General features: G+C 66.3%; 18 protein-coding genes and 1 pseudogene. 12 read left to right on the top strand and 7 right to left on the bottom strand.

Going from position 1 to position 20,604, the window contains the following annotated elements; all coding sequences use genetic code 11:
* Position 1 precedes the first annotated feature (1 nt).
* Positions 2–868 (bottom strand): HAD hydrolase family protein, encoded by an 867-nt coding sequence (locus AC3A4Z_RS09000; protein ID WP_498711282.1) that lies wholly within the window; start codon positions 866–868, stop codon positions 2–4.
* A 242-nt stretch (positions 869–1,110) separates the two neighbouring features.
* Here AC3A4Z_RS09000 and AC3A4Z_RS08995 point away from each other — a divergent pair, with 242 nt between their 5' ends.
* The 4 genes from AC3A4Z_RS08995 to AC3A4Z_RS08980 all read left to right on the top strand — a co-directional run bounded on the left by AC3A4Z_RS08995 (position 1,111) and on the right by AC3A4Z_RS08980 (position 7,803).
* Positions 1,111–1,380: a GlsB/YeaQ/YmgE family stress response membrane protein gene (locus tag AC3A4Z_RS08995; protein WP_050055989.1), complete on the top strand. Its 270-nt coding sequence runs from the start codon at positions 1,111–1,113 to the stop codon at positions 1,378–1,380.
* 175 nt (positions 1,381–1,555) lie between these two features.
* Positions 1,556–3,721 carry a putative bifunctional diguanylate cyclase/phosphodiesterase gene (locus tag AC3A4Z_RS08990; protein WP_498711281.1) on the top strand — a complete coding sequence of 722 codons (2,166 nt, stop codon included), beginning with the start codon at positions 1,556–1,558 and terminating at the stop codon, positions 3,719–3,721.
* A 144-nt stretch (positions 3,722–3,865) separates the two neighbouring features.
* Positions 3,866–6,898, top strand: coding sequence for a response regulator (locus AC3A4Z_RS08985; RefSeq protein WP_498711280.1), 3,033 nt, complete (start codon positions 3,866–3,868; stop codon positions 6,896–6,898).
* Positions 6,895–7,803 carry a GGDEF domain-containing response regulator gene (locus tag AC3A4Z_RS08980; RefSeq protein ID WP_498711279.1) on the top strand — a complete coding sequence of 303 codons (909 nt, stop codon included), beginning with the start codon at positions 6,895–6,897 and terminating at the stop codon, positions 7,801–7,803. Before AC3A4Z_RS08985 ends, AC3A4Z_RS08980 begins: the two co-directional genes overlap by 4 nt.
* A gap of 6 nt (positions 7,804–7,809) precedes the next feature.
* Here AC3A4Z_RS08980 and AC3A4Z_RS08975 read toward each other — a convergent pair whose 3' ends face one another.
* A complete protein-coding gene (locus tag AC3A4Z_RS08975; protein ID WP_498711278.1) occupies positions 7,810–8,301 on the bottom strand; it encodes a hypothetical protein in 492 nt (163 codons plus the stop codon).
* Positions 8,302–8,533: 232 nt separating this feature from the next.
* On the opposite strand from AC3A4Z_RS08975, the gene AC3A4Z_RS08970 reads away from it, so the two are divergent.
* Both AC3A4Z_RS08970 and rlmC read left to right on the top strand, forming a co-directional pair.
* Complete coding sequence (locus AC3A4Z_RS08970) at positions 8,534–9,085, top strand: dihydrofolate reductase family protein (RefSeq protein WP_498711277.1); 552 nt, start codon at positions 8,534–8,536, stop codon at positions 9,083–9,085.
* Positions 9,086–9,147: 62 nt separating this feature from the next.
* Entirely contained in the window at positions 9,148–10,275 is a 1,128-nt protein-coding gene (gene rlmC, locus AC3A4Z_RS08965) for a 23S rRNA (uracil(747)-C(5))-methyltransferase RlmC (protein WP_498711276.1), read from the top strand.
* A 4-nt stretch (positions 10,276–10,279) separates the two neighbouring features.
* On the opposite strand, the gene AC3A4Z_RS08960 is transcribed toward rlmC, so the two are convergent.
* A complete protein-coding gene (locus AC3A4Z_RS08960; protein ID WP_498711275.1) occupies positions 10,280–11,692 on the bottom strand; it encodes an aminotransferase-like domain-containing protein in 1,413 nt (470 codons plus the stop codon).
* On the opposite strand from AC3A4Z_RS08960, the gene AC3A4Z_RS08955 reads away from it, so the two are divergent.
* Together AC3A4Z_RS08955 and AC3A4Z_RS08950 are read left to right on the top strand one after the other, a co-directional pair.
* Entirely contained in the window at positions 11,691–12,668 is a 978-nt protein-coding gene (locus tag AC3A4Z_RS08955) for a DMT family transporter (protein WP_498711274.1), read from the top strand. The genes AC3A4Z_RS08960 and AC3A4Z_RS08955 overlap by 2 nt on opposite strands.
* A gap of 3 nt (positions 12,669–12,671) precedes the next feature.
* Entirely contained in the window at positions 12,672–13,289 is a 618-nt protein-coding gene (locus AC3A4Z_RS08950; protein WP_498711273.1) for an FMN-binding negative transcriptional regulator, read from the top strand.
* An 11-nt stretch (positions 13,290–13,300) separates the two neighbouring features.
* On the opposite strand, the gene AC3A4Z_RS08945 is transcribed toward AC3A4Z_RS08950, so the two are convergent.
* Positions 13,301–14,125, bottom strand: a complete 825-nt coding sequence (locus AC3A4Z_RS08945) for an SDR family NAD(P)-dependent oxidoreductase (RefSeq protein WP_498711272.1) — start codon at positions 14,123–14,125, stop codon at positions 13,301–13,303.
* 147 nt (positions 14,126–14,272) lie between these two features.
* On the opposite strand from AC3A4Z_RS08945, the gene AC3A4Z_RS08940 reads away from it, so the two are divergent.
* Positions 14,273–14,659 (top strand): TfoX/Sxy family protein, encoded by a 387-nt coding sequence (locus AC3A4Z_RS08940; protein WP_498711271.1) that lies wholly within the window; start codon positions 14,273–14,275, stop codon positions 14,657–14,659.
* Here the strand turns inward: AC3A4Z_RS08940 and AC3A4Z_RS08935 are convergent, their stop codons facing one another.
* Complete coding sequence (locus AC3A4Z_RS08935) at positions 14,660–15,307, bottom strand: LysE family translocator (protein ID WP_498711270.1); 648 nt, start codon at positions 15,305–15,307, stop codon at positions 14,660–14,662.
* Between the two features lie 112 nt (positions 15,308–15,419).
* On the opposite strand from AC3A4Z_RS08935, the pseudogene AC3A4Z_RS08930 reads away from it, so the two are divergent.
* Positions 15,420–17,005 (top strand): annotated as a pseudogene (locus AC3A4Z_RS08930) (alkaline phosphatase D family protein).
* 93 nt (positions 17,006–17,098) lie between these two features.
* Here AC3A4Z_RS08930 and AC3A4Z_RS08925 read toward each other — a convergent pair.
* Both AC3A4Z_RS08925 and AC3A4Z_RS08920 read right to left on the bottom strand, forming a co-directional pair.
* Positions 17,099–18,502, bottom strand: coding sequence for a GntP family permease (locus tag AC3A4Z_RS08925; protein WP_498711269.1), 1,404 nt, complete (start codon positions 18,500–18,502; stop codon positions 17,099–17,101).
* A 42-nt stretch (positions 18,503–18,544) separates the two neighbouring features.
* The gene (locus tag AC3A4Z_RS08920; protein WP_498711268.1) at positions 18,545–19,081 is read right to left on the bottom strand and encodes a gluconokinase; all 537 of its coding nucleotides are present in this window, start codon (positions 19,079–19,081) and stop codon (positions 18,545–18,547) included.
* 194 nt (positions 19,082–19,275) lie between these two features.
* Between AC3A4Z_RS08920 and AC3A4Z_RS08915 the strand changes: the two genes are divergently transcribed.
* A complete protein-coding gene (locus tag AC3A4Z_RS08915; RefSeq protein WP_498711267.1) occupies positions 19,276–20,010 on the top strand; it encodes a FadR/GntR family transcriptional regulator in 735 nt (244 codons plus the stop codon).
* Positions 20,011–20,181: 171 nt separating this feature from the next.
* Positions 20,182–20,508 (top strand): hypothetical protein, encoded by a 327-nt coding sequence (locus tag AC3A4Z_RS08910; RefSeq protein ID WP_498711266.1) that lies wholly within the window; start codon positions 20,182–20,184, stop codon positions 20,506–20,508.
* Positions 20,509–20,604: the final 96 nt, after the last annotated feature.

Genomic DNA, 20,604 nt, shown 5'->3' with positions numbered 1-20,604 from the left:
GTTAGCCCAAGAGCCCGAGTCCGGCAAACGCGAGCGCCACGCCATTGCCGGCCGGGCCGGGCGTAAACCTGTCAGCGACGGCCAGTACCTTGGGGTGGCCATCCTCCACGGCGATGCCGATGGCTGCGTACTCGAGCATCTCGATGTCATTGGCGCTGTCGCCGATGGCCACAATGTCCTCGCGCCTCAGTCCCAGGTGCTTCTCCACCACCTGAATGCCCACCGCTTTGTGGGTTCCGGCCATAAAAATTTCCCCTGCAGTGTCGCCAAGTGCGGAGAGCGAACTGGGGATGAGTCCGACGTCCGGGCCCAGCCCCGCCATCAGGCCGGTCAACGGAACCGGGGAGTCAAAACAGGAGATCTTGGCGTAGGACACGGACCGGAGGTCATCGCTGTACTGCACCGGGCCCAGGATGTCCTCCACCGGATCAACGTCAGTGCTCAGGACGCCGTCGTGCCCGGACCTGCCGGCAAACACGGGCGTCAGCACGCGCCGCAGGCGCTCACCCACGCCGGTCCTTCCATGCAGCGCCTCCGGCGCCTCAAGGATGTAAGCCACATTGTTGGCATCCAGTGTGTCCACGATCCGCGCCGCCAGATCATCGCTGAACCGCGTGTCCTTCAGTACCTCGCCGTTCAGGTCCACCCGGGCGCCGGCGCCGGTGATCACGCCGTCGAACCCGGCATCCAGGATGTGGCCGGGCACCATGGACAGCGGCCGGCCCGTGCACACGAAGACGAGGTGGCCTTGCCGCCGGGCTGTCCGCACAGCTTCCACATGGGCATCCGGGACCACCCCGTGGTCCGCGTACGTGCCATCGATATCGAGGAAAATGGCACGTGGCCGGACGGTCTGCGGGCTGGACATACCGGATCTCCTTGGTTTTTCGGCCGGAAACAGCCAACTCTATCGAAGCGGCCACCGGAAGCCCGAAAACCGCGGATCCCCTTACCTACGCCGGCGCCGGCTGCAGCAGCGGGACATGTTGCCCGGCCAAACTGATAGTCATCCCGTGATAAACAAACTCTTGAAGTGTAGTAAGCACGCTGATTGAATTAGGGAACCGGATATGGGGGCACGGCACAACTTACTGATTAAGGAGTGACAACATGGGTATTCTCGGATTTCTCATTTTGGGCCTGATCGCGGGTGCTATTGCCAAGGCCATCCTGCCGGGACGTCAAGGCGGAGGCTGGGTAGTCACCATGGTCCTCGGCGTCGTCGGCGCCATCCTGGGCGGCTGGATCGGCTCGCTGATCTTCGGCGGCGGACTGGCTGAGTTCTTCGATATCCGCACGTGGCTGCTGGCCATCCTCGGATCGATTGTCGTACTGCTGATCTATGGGGCAGTCACCAACCGGAGCAGCCGCCGCGTATAGCTGCAGCTCATATTTCCTAAGCCAAAGCGCCGTTCCCCGCACCCGGAGGACGGCGCTTTTGCATGCCCTGCACGTGTAGCGGGGTAATGCAGCCCGCGGCGGGCAAAAAACCGTTTCCCCGGATCCGGCCAATTTTCGCGGCCGGCACTTTATGATGTCCGAGGGGGGTGGTGTGATGGCTGACTATCAAAGCCGCAGCAACGGTTTAGCAGCGCCCGCTTTCGGCGCGGTCCTGGATGCCAGCCCCGACGCGCTCCTGGCAGTTGCGTCAGACGGCAGTATCACCATGGCCAACGCCGCCGCAGAAAGGCTTTTTGGCTTCAGCAGGCACGAGTTGGCAGGCCGCAATCACCGCTCACTGTTCGCCGCGGGCTTCCGCGCTGAAGTGGACCGGCTTTTCCAGCAGCTGGTGGCGGCGCCGGCGGAACAGCCGCCGCCCCGCGAGGTGTTGGGCGTGAACAGCAACGGGTCTGAGTTTTCGGCGGAAGTGGCTGCCGCACTGCTCCCCGGCCCGGCACAGGGCGGCCCGGTACTGGACGGCCAACCCGCAGGCTCAGCACCACAGGTCCTGCTCTCGGTCCGGGGCATATCGCACCGGGCCGCGGCGGAGGAAGACCTGCGGGAGGCGATGTCCCTGCTCACAGCCACCCTGGAATCCACTGCGGACGGAATCCTGGTGATGAGCAACCAGGGCCATGTTGCCGGCTTCAACGACCAGTTCCTGACCATGTGGGGCATCCCGCCGGAGCTCCTCCAAGGCGACAGCGAAGAACCGGTTATCCGGCTGGTCGTGTCACAGGTGGCGGACCCCGTAGCATTCCTGAGCCGGATCGAGGAACTGGAGGACAACCCGGCGGCGGAAAGCCACGATGTCCTGGATTTCAAGGACGGCCGCACCTTTGAGCGGTATTCCCGCCCCCAGCGGGTGGGTGAGAAAATAGTGGGCAGGGTGTGGAGCTTCCGGGATGTCACCCCGCGGCGCAAGGCCCAGGAGCAGGCGCACCAGGCCATGCTGGACCTCGCGGCGCAGGCGGAAAAGCTGCGAACCATGGCCTTCCAGGATCCGCTGACGGGGCTGGCCAACCGGGCTGTGTTTAATGACGGGCTGGCGGATGCCCTGAAGGAGCCGCGGCTGAAGGCAGTGGATGTCCTCCTGCTGGACCTGGACGATTTCAAGGAAGTCAACGACATCCTGGGGCACCAGGCGGGCGACGACATGCTCATCGAAGTGGCGCGCCGGCTCCGCGGCTGCGTCCCCACCGCCGATGTGGTGGCCCGGCTCGGCGGTGACGAGTTCGTAGTGCTCTTGACCGCCTGCCCGGATGCCGATGAGATTGCGCGCTGCATCGTCCGCTGCCTGCATGTTCCGGTGACCATTAACGGCACCGTGCTGCGGCCGAGCCTCAGCCTCGGGCTCGCCTCCGTGGGGCAGGACAACGTGGGCGCTTCGGAGCTGCTGCGGCAGGCGGACATCGCCATGTATGCAGCCAAGGCCGCCGGAAAGAACCGCTTCCTCCGGTTCCACCCGGACATGATGACGGCCCTCGTGCAGCGGACCGACATGGAGAGTGGCCTGCAGCTGGCGGTGTCCCGGGGAGAAATCTCGGTGGACTTCCAGCCGATCGTGTCGTACCGGATGGGCCAGGTGGCGCAGTTCGAGGCGCTGGCAAGGTGGGACAGGAGCGGCGAGCGCGTGCCGCCGTCGGTCTTTATCCCGCTGGCCGAACGCACCGGGCTGATCAACGAAATCGGTGCCGAAGTAATGGCCCTGGGCATGGTGCAGCTGGCCTCGTGGTTGAGCGAGGACCCGTCCCGGTCCCTGTCCGTCAACGTCTCCGGCGTCCAGCTGCAGGACCCGGATTTCGGCGAGCAGGTCCTGCAGCTGGCGGACGCCAGTGGCGTGGCACCGTACCAGCTGGTGCTGGAGGTGACGGAGTCCGTATTTTTCGACGCCGACTGCAGCCTGATCAAGCAGCTCAGCACGCTGCGGAACGCCGGCGCCCGTGTTGCCCTGGACGATTTTGGCACCGGCTACTCGTCCCTCGGGAGGCTGCAGGACCTGCCGGTGGATACCGTGAAGATCGATAAAACCTTTGTGTCTATGGTGCGCCTCGGCACGGAGCGGCTGCCCATCCTCAGTTCCATGATCAATATGGCCCACAGCCTTGGCCTGACGGTCACGGCCGAGGGCGTGGAGACGGTGGCGCAGGCGGATTACCTCACCGCCCTGGACTGCGACTCGCTGCAGGGTTACCTTTTCTCGCTGCCGGAGCCGGGCGCACGCCTCCCGTATGCCCTGCGCCATGCGGAAGAAGCGCTTAGCGCGCTCAAGGGGCGGTAACGGAACCCTGAATACCGGCCCTGCGGGGCCCAGTGAGGCATATCATAGGAAAGCGTCTCCACCCAGGTCTCGGGTGGGCTACGGGGCCCGGTTTTTCCACGGGGTTTCCGGGGTTTCAGGGCGCACCCTAGGGGGAGGTACCGCGTGTCTCAGACTGGTCTCCTGCAGCACCGGCCCGCCGGCAGCAGCACTACATTGCCGGTGAAGTGGCTTGCCGTGCTGACGGCCGTCGTGCTTGCCGCGCTCGGCCTCTTTTTCGCAGCCAACAGCGGCACTCCGGCTGCCCTGGTCACCGGTGATTTCACCATCCTGGCGGCTTCCCTGCTGGCGGGGGCGAGCTGCACGCGGGCCGCCCGGCGCGGCGGCCCCAACGCGAGGGCCTGGACGTTTATGGCGGCCGCCGCATTCACTTGGGCCGCAGGGATGGCCGTCTACGCGTTCTATGGCCTGGCCAACAACCATGTGTACCCCTTCCCCTCCCTCGCAGATGCCCTGTTCATCAGCTACGCGGTGCCAGCCGTCGCTGCGCTTTTTGCGTTCCGGAGGCGCGGCGGCAACCATGTGGCGCTGTACCGGGCGGTGATGGACGCGGCAGTGGTGGCCGGCTCCGTGCTGGTAGTCAGCTGGTACGTCGTGCTGGGCGCCGCCTTCGACGCGGAGGGTGATCCCCTGGCCCGGCTCACCGGGATGGGCTACCCCGTGGTGGACCTGGTGATCACCTCCCTGGTGCTGGTCCTGGCGATGCGCCGGCAGCCGGGCGAGCGGCTGCCGTGGCTGTGTTTCGGCGGCGGACTGCTCGTGCTGGCCGTGACGGACAGTGTCTACGTGCGGTTGACGTTCGACGGCGTCAGCGGCACCACGGGTTCGCCCCTCGCCCTGGGCTGGATCGTCGCCTTCCTCCTGATCGCCCTCGCGCCGCTGGCGCCCTACCAGGAGAGTGCCGGAGCGGACCGGACCGGCTATACCCTCGCATTGGAACTGCTCCCTTACGTCCCGCTGCTCCTGGCGGTGGTGCTGTTCGCCGGTCCCCATCTGAACGAACTCAACCCGTTCCTGCTGCTGGTGGGCGCCGCCGTCCTGGTGTTCGTTGTAGTGCGGCAGGTGCTGATCATCCTGGAAAACATCAACCTCACCACCGGGCTGGAGAACGAGGTGGCGGTCCGCACCAGGGAACTGGAGGCAGCACGGGAGGCGGCCTTGGAGTCCAGCCGGCTGAAATCGGAGTTCCTGGCCACGATGAGCCATGAGATCCGGACCCCCATGAACGGTGTGGTGGGCCTGACGGCACTGTTGCTGGAGACCCCGCTGGACCCCACCCAAAAACAGTATGCGGACGGCGTGAAGGGCGCAGGCGAGGCACTGCTGGCCCTGATCAACGACATCCTGGACTTCTCAAAGCTGGAGGCGGGCAAGGTTGACCTGGACGTGCGCCCCTTTGATCCGCGCGTCCTCGTGGAGGAAGTGGCCGGGCTCCTGGCCGAACCGGCGCAGGCGAAGAACCTGGAACTGATCGCCTATTGCGACCCCGAGGTGCCGGCACGGCTGATGGGTGACTCTGGCCGGATCCGCCAGATCCTCCTGAACCTGGCGTCCAACGCGGTGAAGTTCACGGCATCCGGGGAAGTGTCCATCAGGGTCAAGACCGAAAGCCCCGGAGCCGCTGCCGGAAGTACCGCGACCGTGTATTTCGAGATCCGCGACACCGGAATCGGCATCGACCCGTCACATCACGGCAGGCTCTTCCAGTCGTTCTCGCAGGCCGACGCCTCCACCACCCGGCGGTACGGCGGCACCGGGCTGGGCCTTGCCATCTGCAGCAGGCTGACGGAGGCAATGGACGGCGGGATCGGCCTGGACAGCATCCCCGGGAAGGGCAGCACCTTCTGGTTCCGGCTGCCCCTGCCGGTGGCACCGCCGTCCACGGACCCGGTTCCGGCAGCCGGCTTCCTGAACGGCCTGCGGGTCCTGGTCGTGGATGACAACGCCACCAACAGGCTGGTGCTCGAATCCCAGCTGCGGGGCTGGCGGCTCCTGCCCGAAGCCGTCCCCGACGCCGCCTCGGCGCTGGTGCGCGCCCGCGAAGCGGACGCCGCCGGGGAACCCTTCCACCTGGCGGTGCTGGACTTCTGCATGCCGGACACGGACGGTCTGGAGCTGGCGCGCCGCATCAAGGCCGATGCCGGGCTCGCGGACATGGAACTGATCATGCTGACGTCCACCATGCAGGTCAATGCGGCGGAAATCAGCCAAGCCGGGGTGCGCGAATGGTTGATGAAACCGGTTCGAAGCTCCGAGTTCTACAACCGCCTGGTCCGGCTCATGTCCACCCACGAGCCTTCCGTTCCAGCCGCCGCACCGTCCCAGGCACCGGCTGTCCCTCATGAACCGTCGCGGGGCCGGATCCTGGTAGTGGAGGACAACGAGGTCAACCAGCTGGTGGCCCGCGCCACGGTCAGCAGGCTGGGCTATGCGGTGGACGTAGTGTCCAACGGAGTCGAAGCCCTTGCCGCCACTGCTGGTTCGCGGTATGCCGCTGTGCTGATGGACTGCCACATGCCGGTGATGGACGGGTTCGAAGCCACGCGGCAGATCCGGCGCCGGGACAGCAGGCACCCGCGCCTGCCCATTATCGCCATGACCGCCGGGGCGCTGGACGGCGACCGGGAACGGTGCCTTGCCGCCGGCATGGACGATTACCTCGCCAAGCCGGTGGACGCCGCTGCCCTGGAAGCCACGCTGCTCCACTGGGTTCCGGAGCCTGAGAACCGGATTGTTCCCGGGCTTGTCCCCCAGCCGCTGGCTGTTACCGGAGGAGCGGCCGCGCCTGCGCTGGACCAGGACCGGATTGCCATCCTCCGGGAGCTGGGCCCGGAGGACGGGCGTGGCCTGCTCCCTGAGGCAGTGGCCGCTTTCCGGCGCGAACTGCCCGCGCGCATTGCGGCCTTGCAGGCGGCCGTGGACGACGGCGACGGGCCGGCTTTAGTGCAGGCGGCCCACGCGCTGAAGGGCTCGGCTGCCAATATCGGGGCCGCCGCCGTTGCGGGCCTCTGCGCTGAGCTTGAACAGCTGGGCCGGGGCGGGACGCCCGGCGGCGGCGTCGCTCTGCTCCGCCGCCTTGAAACGGAACTGCCCCGCCTGGACGCGGAACTGGACGCAGCGCTGGAGGTGACCCCGTGAAAGTCCTGGTGGCCGACGATGACCCGGGCTCGCTGATGGTGGCGAGGGCCGCCGTCGAACGTTCCGGCCATGACTGCCTCACTGCCGCGGATGGTGACGAGGCGTGGGCGCTGTACCTGGCGCATCAGCCGGACGTGGTGGTCACCGACTGGATGATGCCGGGCATGGACGGGCTGGCGCTGTGCCGGGCTATCCGCGCACAGGAGCAGGAGTTGTACACGTACGTTGTGCTGCTGACCTCGCAGGGGTCCCGGGACGATGTGCTGGCGGGGCTCGAGGCCGGCGCGGATGATTACGTCACCAAGCCGCTGGACCCGTTTGTGCTGCATGCGCGGCTGCTGGTGGCGCGGCGGATCACCACCCTGCACGCGGACCTCGCCCACTACCGCCGGGTCCTGTCCCGGCAGGCACGGACGGACCCGCTGACCGGGCTGCACAACCGGCTCAAGTTGTCGGAGGATCTGGAGCAGCTGCACCTGCGGAGCGAGCGGTACGCGGAGCAGTACAGCCTGGCCATGTGCGACGTGGACAATTTCAAGAGCTACAACGACATCTACGGCCACCAGGCGGGAGACCTGGCCCTGCGGGCGGTGGCGGCGGCGCTGCTGGGCATTGCCAGGAAGAGCGACGGCGTGTACCGCTACGGCGGCGAGGAGTTCCTGCTGGTGCTGCCGCAGCAATCAGGTCCGGGTGCGAAGGCGCTGCTGGAAAGGGCGCTGGCGGCCGTACGGGACCTGGCGATCGAGCATGCCGGCGATCCGTCCGGGCAGCTGCGGCTCAGTGCCGGAATCTCGTCGTATTGCCACGGGCACCGGGCTGATGCCGACGCGCTGGTGGGTGCGGCCGACGCCGCGTTGTACGCAGCAAAGGCCGCCGGGCGGAACAGGGTGGAACTGGCCCGGTAACTCCGGTCAGGCAGCCTTCTTGGAGCCGGACTTTTTCTGGATCGGCTTCTGCTGCTTCGGCTTCTGCTGCTGGACGGGCTGGTGGCGTGCCGGCTGCTGCTGCGGTGCAGGCTGTTCCGGCTTCTGCTGAACGGGCTGCTCCGCGACGGGCTGCTGCTGAACCGGTTCGGTCACAGTTTCTGCGGAGACGCTGAAGTGGGCTCCAGGTGCCTCCACTTCCATGACCCCGGCTGCTTCATAAGCGCCTGCGGCGTCGGCGGCGCGGTTGCGCTTCCAGCGGCGGAGCAGGTCCACGGCGGCCAGGGCGCCGGCAAGCGGCGTGAGTACGGCTGCCAGGTAGACGAAAAGCATCCAGGTCAGGGTGGTGAGCGGAGGCTGGTTGTTGTTCAGCAGGGAGAGCCCGCCCAAAAGACCAACGGCCCAAAAGAGGACCACTGCGGTGAGCACCGCCGCGGCCGGGAAATACTGGTTGGACACGATCTTTTTCAGGGTTTCCACGCACTTCCTCCTGCCTGGCTGGGGCACGGCTACAGCCGCTCAAGACCAGTATGGGTTCTGGAGGGGCGCGAATCCCGGCAACACGCAGGCGGTGGTGACGAACCTAACGTCCGGCCCACCTGTGCCTGCTTATTTCCGCCCTCTTCCCTGCCGCAGAGCCAACGAATACCGTGGACCTGACCGGCGCCGCTGCCGGCTTGCCCGAACCGTTGGCGCCACCCTGGAGGTCCCCATGCGAAAAGTCACTGCCGGTCTGTTCCATTCCGTGGATGGTGTGGTGTCCGAACCGTTCAAGTTCCAGTTCGACAGCTTTGACGACGAACTCGGTGTGGGCCTGACCAGGATGATGGAAACGGTGGACACCGTGGTGCTGGGCCGGGTGAGCTACCAGGAATGGGCGGGTTACTGGCCTACCGCCACAGCGGACCAGGACTTTGGAGCCTTTATCAATTCCGTGGAGAAGTTCGTGGCCTCCCGGTCGTTGAAGGAACCGCTGGAATGGCAGAACTCGCGCCTAATGGATGCCCCGCTGGAAGAGTTCGTGGGCAAGTTGAAAGAGCGCGACGGCGGAGAGATCGCCGTGTGCGGGAGCATCTCCGTGACCCGGCAGCTGCTGTTCGCCGGGTTGCTGGATTCGCTCACGCTGATGACCCACCCGGTGATCGCCGGCACAGGCCGCCGCCTGTTCGAAGACGGTGACCCCACCACCAGGCTCGAGCTTCAGGACCAGTACCGGACCAGCAAGGGCAATGTGGTGAGTGTGTACACGCGGCGCGGCGAATAGCGTCCACAGTCACATGGGCCGGGAGGCGGTCCGCTATCCAAAGCAGGTAAAATCTTTCGGTCATGCATTGTTTCTACTTCGATGCCGGCCGTTGCCGCTCCTGCACCCACATGGGTACCCCGTACGATCAACAGCTGGCAGGCAAGCAGCTGCACTGCCAAACGCTCCTCGCCGGCCACACGTCGCTGGACTGGCTTCCGCCCCTTGCGGGCCAGGAGTACGGATTCCGCAACAAGGCCAAAATGGTCATTGGCGGAACGGCCCGGAAACCCACCATCGGGATCCTCGACGCCGAAGGCTTTGGGGTTGACCTGCGCAGATGCGGCGTCTGCTCCCCCGGCCTGCAGGCGTGTTTTCCGGTTCTTGCGGACTTCATCCGCCACACCCGCCTGACGCCGTACGATGTTCCGCGGCGCAGCGGCGAACTGAAGCACCTGATCATCACCGAATCCCCCGACGGGGACATCATGCTGCGCCTGGTGCTGCGCTCGGAACAGCTGGTCCCGCGCATCCGGAAGAACCTCCCCGGCCTGTTGGCTGCCCTGCCGCAGGTGAAGGTGGTCTCGGTGAACCTGCACCCGGAACACAAGGCGGTGCTGGAGGGTGAGCGCGAGATCCTGCTGACTGAGCAGTCAACGCTGAGGATGCGCGTCAACGACGTTGACCTGCACCTCCGGCCGCAAAGTTTTTTCCAGACCAACAGCGAGATGGCCGCCGCGCTGTACCGTCAGGGGCGCGAGTGGGTCAACGAGCTGGCGCCGGCCTCGGTCTGGGATCTGTACTGCGGCGTAGGCGGCTTCGCATTGCACTGCGCAGACCCGTCCAGGGACGTGACGGGCATCGAAACGAGCAGCGAAGCCGTTGTCTCGGCCAAAATCAGCAGTGCGGAAGCGGGGCTGCAGCGCATGGATTTCCGCGCCGGCGACGCCACGGCCTTCGCCCTCGAGTCGGTCAAGTCACCCGAACTGGTGATCGTTAATCCGCCCCGGCGCGGGATCGGCAAGGAGCTGTGCGGCTGGCTGGAATCCTCGGACGTGGAGCACGTTGTCTACTCGAGCTGCAACGCCCAATCGCTCGCCCGCGACCTGTCGGCACTCCCCTCGTTCACGGCGCGGCAGGCCCGGGTGCTGGACATGTTCCCGCAAACCAACCATTACGAAGCGATGGTCCTGCTGAGCCGGGCCAGCTGACCCCTCAGCTCCCGTTCCGGGCCAGCATCTCCCCGATAATCCGGGCGCCTTCGGGAAAGGCGCCCGGATTCGTTCCCGAATAGTTGAGCCGGATGAAGGGGCCTGCGGGTTCGGCCGGGAACCACTCATTGCCGGGGGCGATAATCACCCCGGTTGCCTCGCAATCCCGGGCCAGCCGCTCCAGGTCGGTGCCGTCCGGGAGACGCACCCACACGTGCAGGCCGCCTTTGGGCACCTGCTCAATGTGCCCCTGCGGCACGTGCTGCCGCAGGCTGGTGACCAGCAGGTCGCGCCGGGATTCCAGCTGGTGACGGAGGCTGCGCAGGTGCGTCTGCCACCCGGGCTGCGTGACGACGTCGAGCGCGGCCGCCTGCAACAGCCCGCTGACATACATCGACTCTGCTGCCCGGTCCGCAAGGATGCGCTCCCGCGCAGGCCCGCGGGCAATCACCGCCGCCACCCGGATGGATGTCGACACACTCTTGGTGAGCGAACGCAGGTACACCACGTGGCCTGAATCATCACGCGAAGCGACCGGCACAGGGCTGGTGGTGATGCCGAAGTCGTGCGCCCAGTCGTCCTCCACCAGGAACGCACCCTGCGCACGCACCACATCCAGCACCTGGTCACGCCGCTCCGCCGTCCACTGGGCACCGGTGGGGTTCGCGTAGTTGGGCTGCGCATAAAACACCCGGGCCCCGGACTCCTCAAAAGCCCGGGTCAGTTCCAGCGGGTCGGGCCCCTCCGGCCCAGTGGGAACCGGCACCACACGGACTCCCGCCTGCGCGGCAGCCAGGATGGCGCCCCAGTACGTGGGCGATTCCAGCAGCAGCGGCTGCCCCCTGCCCACCAGCGCGCTGAAAATTGAGCTCAGCCCGCTCTGGCTTCCGGGAAGTACGACGACGTCGCTCGGGTTCGGCGGGGTGGTCCCTGCCGGCGTCGAAGCACCCAGCTCGTGCGCGAACCACGACTGCAGTTCCGGCAGTCCGGCCGCGGGCGGCCGGGACAGGGCCGCGTCCCCGCGTGCAGCACGGGTCAAGGCTGCCCGCACCAACCGTTCGGGCAGCAGCTCCCGGGCCGGGTAGCCGGAGTGGAAGGAAATGACATCGAGCGGCAGGTCCCGCATGGTGGACGACGCCGCCGGCAGCGCCGTCCGCGGCGAACGCAGGGCCGCCGTCTGCCAGCCGTAATCCGACGGCTTCGCGGTCCTGGCCGCGCGGACAAACGTCCCCACACCGGGCCTGCTCTCGATCAAGCCCTGCGCTGTCAGCGTTTGCAGCGCCTTCTGCACCGTCACCGGGCTGGCCTGGTACTCGGCCACCAGGGAACGCGTGGACGGCAGCTTCGCTCCCGGCGCGGCGGCAGCCATCCAGGTTGTCAGGTGCGCCACGATCCGCGAACTGCTATCGTTGTTCATGAGAGACAATAGTAGCGCTACTCTTCCCCAACGCACAGTGGTACTGCCATCGCAGGCTTCCGGAATCTGGCTGGGGCTTACCGGCGTGGCGGCATTCTCGTTCACCGTCCCGTTCACCAAAGTGGCTGTGGCCAGCCTGTCCCCGCTGTTCATCGGCTCCGGCCGGGCCGTGGTGGCAGCAGTGCTGGCAGCCTCAGCACTGGCACTCACCCGGCAGCGGCTCCCTCAAGGAGTGCAGTGGGCGCGGCTCGCAGTGGTGGCGGCCGGCGTCGTCGTGGGCTTCCCGCTACTGACCTCCTTTGCCTTGACCGCCACCCCCGCCAGCCACGGTGCCGTGGTGATTGCTTTACTCCCGGCCGCAACCGCAACGGCAGCGGTGCTCCGGGGGCGGGAACGGCCCCGGTTGGCGTTCTGGCTCGTCACCGGCGCGGGAGCCATTGCGGCAATCATCTTCGCCTCCCTGCACTCCGGCGGCTTCGGGCAGCTGCATTCGGCGGACATGCTGCTGCTCGGTTCGGTGGTTGCCGCAGCCATCGGCTATGCCGAAGGTGGCCTGCTGGCCCGGGAACTCGGCGCATGGCAGACGGTGTCCTGGGCGCTGGTGCTCGCGTCGCCGCTGATGCTGCTGCTGACCGCCGTCTCCATCGCCCAGCAACCGCCGTCCGCCGGCCCTATGCAATGGCTGGCGTTCGGCTATCTCGGCGTGGTCAGTATGTTCCTCGGGTTCTTCGCCTGGTACCGCGGCCTGGCCATCGGCCCCATCGCCTCGGTCAGCCAGATCCAGCTCATCCAGCCTGTCCTGACCATCTGCTGGGCGGCGCTCCTGCTGGGCGAGAGCCTGACCTGGCCCACCGCCATCGGCGCCCTGGCCGTGATCCTCTGTGCCGGGGCGGCTGTCCGGGTGCGGCTCAGGCCGGAACTGCAGCCGGCGCCCGCCGTTCACCCTGCCCCAACCCTTCAATCAGTAAAGGACTAGCCCATGTACACGCCAGCCCATTTTGCCGCGGGCCCCGAAAGCGTCCAGGGGCTCCTTGCCCGCCCCGGCGCGGCGAACCTGGTCACCATGACGGAGCAGGGCCTGCTCGCTACCCTGGTGCCGCTGGTTTTTGATCCCGACGTCGGCGAGCACGGCGCGCTGCAGGGGCACCTTGCGCGGAACAACGCGCAGTGGTCCGAACCCGCCACAGGGGAGGCACTGGCCATCATCCAGCGGGCGGACGCCTACGTTTCGCCGTCCTGGTACGCGTCCAAAGCGGAACACGGGCGGGTTGTCCCCACCTGGAACTACACCACGGCGCACGTCTACGGGCAGCTGGTAATTCACGATGATCCGGCCTGGATTTCGCGCCAGGTCCGGCGGCTCACCGGGGTCCACGAGGCGGAGTTCGAGCACCCGTGGAGCGTGGACGACGCGCCGGTACGCTTTATTGCCGGCCAACTGCGGGCCATTGTGGGCGTGGAACTGGTGATCATCCGGGTCGAGGCCAAGGCCAAGCTGAGCCAGAACCGGCCGGAGTCCGACATTGATGGTGTGGTAGCAGGGCTTATCGGTCGGGGGCAATCGGACATGGCGGCCGACGTCGAGCGGGCGCGCTGACGGGCTGAAGCCTACGAAGCAGCCTTGACCAGCTCTTCGCTCTTCTCCCACAACCCCCGGGCCAGCTCAGCGTCGTAGGCCTGGGGGTTGGCCTTGGCCAGGGCGCGCTTGGCGTAGTAGGCGCCGGAGATCCAGTCCTTGCCAGCCGTGCCGTTGATGAGCCACAGCATCGTGTCCGCGCCCTGGTCCGGGGTAAGCATGAACCGGTTGAGCAGGGTCTTGTAGGCATGCCGGAAGGGGCTGGTGGACTCGGCCGCGAAGTTGGTGCGGACCACGCCCGGGTGGAACGCCGCCGTCGCAATGCCCTGGCTGGCATAGCGCCGGTCCAGCTCAGACGTGAACAGGATGTTGGCAAGCTTGCCGGTGCCGTAGGCGCGGTTGGTGGAGTAGCTGTGCTCGGAGTTGAGGTCGAACAGGTCCAGCTTGCCCATGCCGTTGGCGGCGCTGGCAGTGTTGATGACCTTCGCGTTGCTGGCGGTGAGGGTGTCCATTAGCAGCGTGGTGAGCAGGAACGGCGCCAGGTGGTTGACCTGGAACGTGGATTCGTTGCCGTCCACGGTGAGGGTGTGCTTGCCCATAATGCCGCCGGCGTTGTTGGCCAGGACGTCGATGCGCGCGTAGTCGGACTTCAGCTGGGCGGCGAGGGTGCGCACCTGCGCCAGATCGGCAAAGTCGCTGACGAAGTAGTCCGCGTTCAGCTCCTTGGCAATGGCGCGGGTCTTCTCTTCGGACCGGCCGACGACCACCACCTGCTCCCCCGCCTTCGCCAGGGTCCGCGCGGCGGCCGCTCCGATTCCGTCGCTGGCGCCGGTGATCACGATGGTGCGAGGAGTCAAGGGAAAGTCCTTTGGTCGAGTGCAGGCCGGGCTCCCGGTGGGAGCGCCTTGCTGTTGGCACAACGACGGCGGGCGGCCGGGTGTTCCCCGGCGCACCTGGCAGGGCATATCCTGCACACACAGCCGAGCCCCGGGGAGGGAACCATCATGGAGATGCCGAAAGCGTCCGACCAGGACAAAGAGCGGTTCAGGTCGCTGGTCCCGGACCACCCGGACGTGGTGGTCAAGCCCATGTTCGGCAACCTGGGTGCCTTCGTGAACGGCAACATGTTCGCCGGGCTGTTCGGACCCACCATCGGCATCAAGCTCTCCCCGGAGGACCGGGAAGAACTCGAAGGCTCAGAACGGACCGTCCCCTTCGGGCCGGCCGAGCGGCCGATGGGCGGCTACACGGGGCTCCCGGAGATGTGGAACGAGGAAGGCGACGGCGACGACGCCCGGGCGAAAGCCTGGATCCACAAAGCCTTTGAGTACATCTCCACGCTTCCGCCCAAGGAGCCGAAAGTATCCAAAGCCCGGTCCGCCGGCAACTAGTCAGTGGGCGGGTTCGAGTGCGAGCCTGAGCCCGAAGCCCAGCAGGACCGTGCCGGTGATGCTGTCGATGACGCGGATGCTGCGGGCACCCTTGAGCCAACGCGCGGCGTAGCCCGTGCCGAAGATCAGCAGCGTGAACCAGGCCATCGTCAAAACGCAGTGCACCCCGGCCAGCAGCACGCCCACCAGCAGCGGCGACTCCCCTGCAGGAATGAACTGCGGGATGGTGGCGATGTAGAAGACTCCGACTTTGGGGTTCAGCAGGTTGGTTCCGGTCCCGGTCAGCCAGCCCGTCAAGAGTTCATTCCGGCCTGACGCAGGTGCGGCGGCTTCAGGGGCTGCAGCAGCCTTGCCGTGCTTCCTGCTCTTCCACAGCAGGGACAAACCCAGCCAGATCATGTACGCCGCGCCGGCAATGGTCAACACGCGGTAGGCCACCTCGGACGCTGCCAGCAGTGCCGAGACACCAACCGCCGCGGCCACACCCCAGATCATCGCCCCGGTGCAGATACCGATCGCGGTGGCAAAGGCGTACCCGCGGGACCTGGCGATGGACGAGCGCAGCACCAGGGCGGTGTCCATACCGGGCACCAGCGTCAGAAGTCCGGCAACCAGGGCAAAGGAGAGAACAGCCTGAGGGAGAGTCACCGTTCAAGGATATGGGCCGGTGGTTGGGCCTGCCGAACCCGTGACCCTCAGTTCACTTTTGATTCACTCAGGCAACAACCGCTGTCCAACCGGCCTCCATACGGTCGGACCCATGGACAACATCTCACGCAGATCCCTGATTTCCGCCGGCCTCGGTGCCGGTCTTGTCGCCGCCCTGCCGGGTGCCGCAGTCGCCACTTCCATTGCGGACGACGCCAGTCTCCGCACCGATCCGTTTATGCTCGGCATTGCGTCGGGTGAGCCGTGGGCGGACGGCTTTGTGATCTGGACGCGCCTGGCGCTGGATCCCCTCGCCGAGGACGGTCTGGGCGGCATGCCCTCACGGCAGGTCCCCGTGGCCTGGGAGGTCGCTGAGGACGCGGCCATGCGCTCGGTAGTAGCCGCCGCGGCGTCGAGCACGCCCGGATTGAAACGGCCCACTCCGTGCACGTGGAGCTCAAGGGGCTGAAGCCCGCTCGCGAATACTTCTACCGCTTCCGCAGCGGCCGGCACGTCAGCGAAACCGGCCGCACTCTCACTGCCCCGGCACTGCATGAAACCCCGGGCGCACTGGCCATGGCCTTCGCCAGCTGCTCGCAGTACGAGCACGGCTACTTCACCGCGTACCGTCGGATGGCCGAGGACCACCCGGACCTGGTGCTGCACCTGGGCGACTACCTCTACGAGTACAAGAAGGGCAGCTACGTGATTGGCGGCGGCAACCCGCGCGACCATCAGGGCCCGGAGACCAGCACGCTGCAGGGCTACCGGCAGCGGCACGCGCAGTACAAGGCCGACGCCGACCTGCAGGCCGCGCACGCGATCGCGCCGTGGCTGGTTGTCTGGGATGACCACGAAGTGGACAACAACTGGGCGGACGAGGTGCCGGAGAACAACGACGCCGGGCAGCTGAACGACACCACTGAGCGGTTCCGGCAGCGCCGCGCCGCAGCTTTCCAGGCGTACTACGAGAACATGCCGCTGCGGGCCTCTTCCGTTCCGGCCGGGTTCGACATGAAGATCTACCGCACCATCCAGTGGGGCCAGCTGGCAAACTTCCACATGATGGACACGCGGCAGTACCGCGACGACCAGCTCGCCGGGGACGGCTGGCGGAAGAACGTGGCCGAGCGCCTGGCCGAGGACCGCACCATCACCGGCGCCGAGCAGGAGAAGTGGCTGCTGGACGGGTTCAAGAACTCCACGCAGCGCTGGGACATCCTGGGCCAACAGGTGTTCTTCGCCGAGCGGGACCGGGCCCAGGCTTTGGAGATCGACGACGTCTCCATGGACGGCTGGGACGGCTACGCCGCTTCCCGCCGGCGCATCACCCAAGGCTGGCTGGACGCGAAGGTGCGCAACGCCGTCGTACTTACGGGCGACGTGCACCGCAACTGGGCCAACGACCTGAAGGTGGACTACAAGGATCCCGCCTCGCCCGTGGTGGGCTCGGAGCTGGTGTGCACGTCCATCACGTCCACCGGCAACGGCACGGGCTCCACCACGGAGCCCACCATGGCGTGGAACCCGCACCTGAAGTTCTACAACGATTCGCGCGGGTATGTGAACACGAAGATCACCAAGGACGCCATGACCGCCGACTTCCGGGTCCTGGACTACGTCACTACGCCGGGCTCCCCGGTCAGCACAAAAGCCTCCTTCACGATCCAGGACGGCGTCCCCGGCCTTCAGTCGTAGCCATTCAAAACCCCTTTAAACAAGTAACTCGCAGTTGACGTCGTAAAATTGCGTTTTCACGACGTCAACTGCGAGTCAGTTTTTTGGGAGAAGCTAGCCTGCGAGGCCGGCTACCAGGAAGATCGCGGCCGCGATAGCGAAGCCCATCACACCGATCAGGGTCTCCATCACGGTCCAGGTCTTCAGCGTGGTCTTGACGTCCATGCCGAAGAACCGGCCCACCAGCCAGAAGCCGGAGTCGTTGACGTGTGAGACCACTACGGAACCGGCCGCCACCGCGATCACCAGGGCTGCAACCTGCATGCCGTTCAGTCCGGCCAGTGCCACGGCCGGAGCGATGAGACCGGCGGTGGTGGTCAGCGCCACAGTTGCCGAGCCCTGGGCGATGCGCAGGATGGCGGAGATCAGGAAGCCGGCCAGGATGAGCGGGATGCCCAGGTTGCCCAGGACATCGGCCAGTGCGGCGCCGATGCCGGAAGCGCGCAGCACGCCGCCGAACATACCGCCGGCGCCGGTGATCAGGATGACGGAGCAGACCGGGCCCAGCGAGGATTCGAGCAGCTTCTCCAGCGCGCCGGCGTCCTTGCCCCGCTTGGCACCCAGGACAAACATGGCCACGATCACGGCGATCAGCAGCGCTACCGGAGTTTCACCGATGGTCCGCAGGACCTGGAACCACTGCTCGTTCTTGACGTCGGCACTGAGCACGCCGGAGGATGCCAGGGTGTTCAGGCCGGTGTTCATGAAGATCAGGACCAGCGGCAGGAGCAGCAGCCCCACGATGGTGCGGAAGCGCGGCGGGTGGGACTCGGCGTCGGCCGTGGCGTGCCCCAGCAGTTCCGGCACGGGAAGGACCAGCTTCTTACCGGTGTAGAGGCCGTACAGGTAGGCGGTGACGTACCAGGTAGGGATGGCCGTGATCAGGCCGGCGATCATCACCAGGCCGATGTTGGCGTCGAAGAAGGCGGCGGCGGAGACCGGGCCCGGGTGCGGCGGCAGGAAGATGTGCATCACGGAGAACGCGCCCGCTGCGGGCAGGCCGTAGCGGAGCACTCCCCCGCCCAGCCGGTGCGCCACGGCGAAGACTACAGGCAGCATGACCACCAGGCCGGCATCGAAGAAGATGGGGAACCCGAAGATCAGGGAGGCCAGGCCCAGCGCGAAGGGCGCGCGCTTCTCACCGAAGACGCCGATCAGGTAGTCGGCCAGGACCTTGGCGCCGCCGCTGGTTTCCACGATCCGCCCGAGCATGGCACCCAGGCCCACGAGCAGTGCCACGGTGCCGAGGGTAGTCCCGAAGCCATTGATCAGGACCGGCACCACCTGGTTGGCGGGGATGCCCGTGGCGAAAGCAGTGGCAAGGCTGATGACGATCAGGGCCAGCAGCGCGTGCATCCGCAGCTTGATGATCAGGAACAGCAGGGCGACGATCGCCGCTGCGGCGATGAGCAGCAGGGGGCCTGCGCCCATCGTTTGTGTCCATCCTTCGATGGTCATGGTTCTCCTTTGAAACAGGATTGTTGGGGATTCTGGGAAGGCTTAGGAGGCCTGGCTTGCGGGGAGCTGCAGAGCCGTGATGATGGTTTTGACCAGCTCTTCCGGCGACCTGGAGATGTCCAGCCGGAGGCTTCCGGCGGCGAGCTCTTCCTCGCTCAGCGGCTCAAGGGTGGCCAGTTGGCTGGGCAGGAGCGTGGGCGGCATGAAGTGGCCTTCGCGGCCCTGCATGCGCTGGCCGATCAGGTCCGCTTCGCCGTGGAGGTGAAGGAAAAGAACGCGGCCCTCAGCCTGGGACAGCAACTGGCGGTAGCTCTGCTTGAGGGCGGAACAGGTGAGGACTGTGCTCTTGCCTTCATGGGCCTGGGCGGTCATCCAGTTTTCGATTTCCTGCAACCAGGGCCAGCGGTCCTCGTCCTGCAGCGGGGTGCCCTGGCTCATTTTCTGGATGTTGGCCTGCGGGTGGAACTCATCCGCTTCGGCGCAGGCCCAGCCGAGCTGGCGGGAAAGAGCTGCCGCGATGGTGGATTTGCCGGAACCGGCGACACCCATGACCACCAGGTGCGTGGCGGGATACTGCATGTTTTACCTCCGAAGAAGACGCCATTGGCTTAGGGAAGAACGCTCGTCGCGCATCCCGGAGAGGAAACGCGCTGGAGATAAGGTATCACCTTTTCGGCTGATAGATACTATCTATTCGTGTCACAAGTCATACCTTTGCGTCATTTTCGGTAGGCTGGTAGTCGCACGCCGGGCGTGCGGAGGAAGGCAGGAAGATGTCGACGGCGACACCACAGGACCAGGACAACGCGGGCGACGGCGGGACCGCCCCCGCCATGCAGGGACGCGTTGTCGAGGCGCTCGGCGTAGCAATCGCCTCCGGCGATCTTCCCCCCGGAAGCCGGCTCACGCTGGAAGGCCTGCAGCAGGAGTACGGTATTTCGCGGACCGTGGCACGGGACACCATGAAGGTCCTCGAATCCATGAACCTGGTGTACTCGCGGCGCCGGGTGGGCATCGTGGTGCAGGAGCGCCGGTTCTGGAATGTCTTCGATCCCAAGCTGGTGCGCTGGCGGCTCGCCTCGGACCGGCGGGAGATCCAGTACAGCAGCCTCACGGAGCTGCGCATCGCCGTCGAACCCATTGCCGCAGCCGGGGCAGCGCGGAGGGCAAGCGCCGCCGAACGGGCCAGGCTGACGTCCCTTGCCGCCGATCTGCGCCGGCTGGGCGAGGCCGGGGAGCTTGAGGCATTCCTGGCGGCGGACATCGAGTTCCACTGCCTGCTGCTTGAGAGCTGCGGCAACGAAATGTTCCTTGCCCTCGAAGGCATGGTGGCCGAGGTGCTGACCAGCCGGACCAAGCAGGGGCTGATGCCGTTCAAGCCACGGAACGAAGCGCTCCAGGCACACGAAGATGTGGCTGCGGCCGTGGCCGGCGGGGACGCTGTTGCCGCCGAGGCCGCTATGCACCACATTCTGGATGAGGTCCGGAACGCCATGGGGCTGCGCTAGGTGTACGTTATGACCCCTTCCTTGAGTCCGGATTGCGGCCGGCCAGGATCTTGAGCCAATTTTTCGATGAATTCCGCGGGCAGCACGACTATCGTTGAGGCACCTGGTTGATGAAACGGACCACAAGCAATAACGGCTGCGCTGGTAACGGCGTGCCAAGGGGTGGGGCCGATGCAACAGCAACTCAAAGCAGGCCGGGTATGGATCCGGACGGCCTTAATCTCAGGCCTACTGATGGTGATGCTGTTCGTCACCCAGTTCGCTACGGCCTCGAGCAAAGACCTGGATGACATCTGCCAGGCGGCGGGCCACGCACTGGACCGCAACTTCCGCCTGCTGCATCCACGCGACGGGAGTCCGTACTTCCCGCTGCACAACAGGTGCGATGCGGCTTATGACATTGTCCCCGCCTGGGTCAATCCTTCCCTGTCCGCGCTGGCAGCAGTGCTGGCTCTTTCGCTTGCCGGTGCGCTGGTCAGCCGGAGTGCACGCCGCTAAGGCTTAGGGGAAGCGGCTGGGCCTTTGTGGCACGACCGGGTTAAACAAAAGCAGGGCCGGTCAGTGACCGGCCCTGCTAAAAAAATGAAACCCAGA

The sequence above is a fragment of the Arthrobacter sp. Soil_C_49 genome (assembly GCF_057656635.1).
The sequence above is the reverse complement of the archived record's forward strand: the minus strand, read 5'-3'. Positions and strand labels throughout refer to the sequence as shown.

Coding starts and splice junctions, on each gene's coding strand:
- AC3A4Z_RS09000 (WP_498711282.1), bottom strand. CDS start 868: ATGTCCAGCCCGCAGACCGTCCGGCCACGTGCCATTTTCCTCGATATC.
- AC3A4Z_RS08995 (WP_050055989.1), top strand. CDS start 1,111: ATGGGTATTCTCGGATTTCTCATTTTGGGCCTGATCGCGGGTGCTATT.
- AC3A4Z_RS08990 (WP_498711281.1), top strand. CDS start 1,556: ATGGCTGACTATCAAAGCCGCAGCAACGGTTTAGCAGCGCCCGCTTTC.
- AC3A4Z_RS08970 (WP_498711277.1), top strand. CDS start 8,534: ATGCGAAAAGTCACTGCCGGTCTGTTCCATTCCGTGGATGGTGTGGTG.
- rlmC (WP_498711276.1), top strand. CDS start 9,148: ATGCATTGTTTCTACTTCGATGCCGGCCGTTGCCGCTCCTGCACCCAC.
- AC3A4Z_RS08955 (WP_498711274.1), top strand. CDS start 11,691: ATGAGAGACAATAGTAGCGCTACTCTTCCCCAACGCACAGTGGTACTG.
- AC3A4Z_RS08960 (WP_498711275.1), bottom strand. CDS start 11,692: ATGAACAACGATAGCAGTTCGCGGATCGTGGCGCACCTGACAACCTGG.
- AC3A4Z_RS08950 (WP_498711273.1), top strand. CDS start 12,672: ATGTACACGCCAGCCCATTTTGCCGCGGGCCCCGAAAGCGTCCAGGGG.
- AC3A4Z_RS08940 (WP_498711271.1), top strand. CDS start 14,273: ATGGAGATGCCGAAAGCGTCCGACCAGGACAAAGAGCGGTTCAGGTCG.
- AC3A4Z_RS08925 (WP_498711269.1), bottom strand. CDS start 18,502: ATGACCATCGAAGGATGGACACAAACGATGGGCGCAGGCCCCCTGCTG.
- AC3A4Z_RS08920 (WP_498711268.1), bottom strand. CDS start 19,081: ATGCAGTATCCCGCCACGCACCTGGTGGTCATGGGTGTCGCCGGTTCC.
- AC3A4Z_RS08915 (WP_498711267.1), top strand. CDS start 19,276: ATGTCGACGGCGACACCACAGGACCAGGACAACGCGGGCGACGGCGGG.
- AC3A4Z_RS08910 (WP_498711266.1), top strand. CDS start 20,182: ATGCAACAGCAACTCAAAGCAGGCCGGGTATGGATCCGGACGGCCTTA.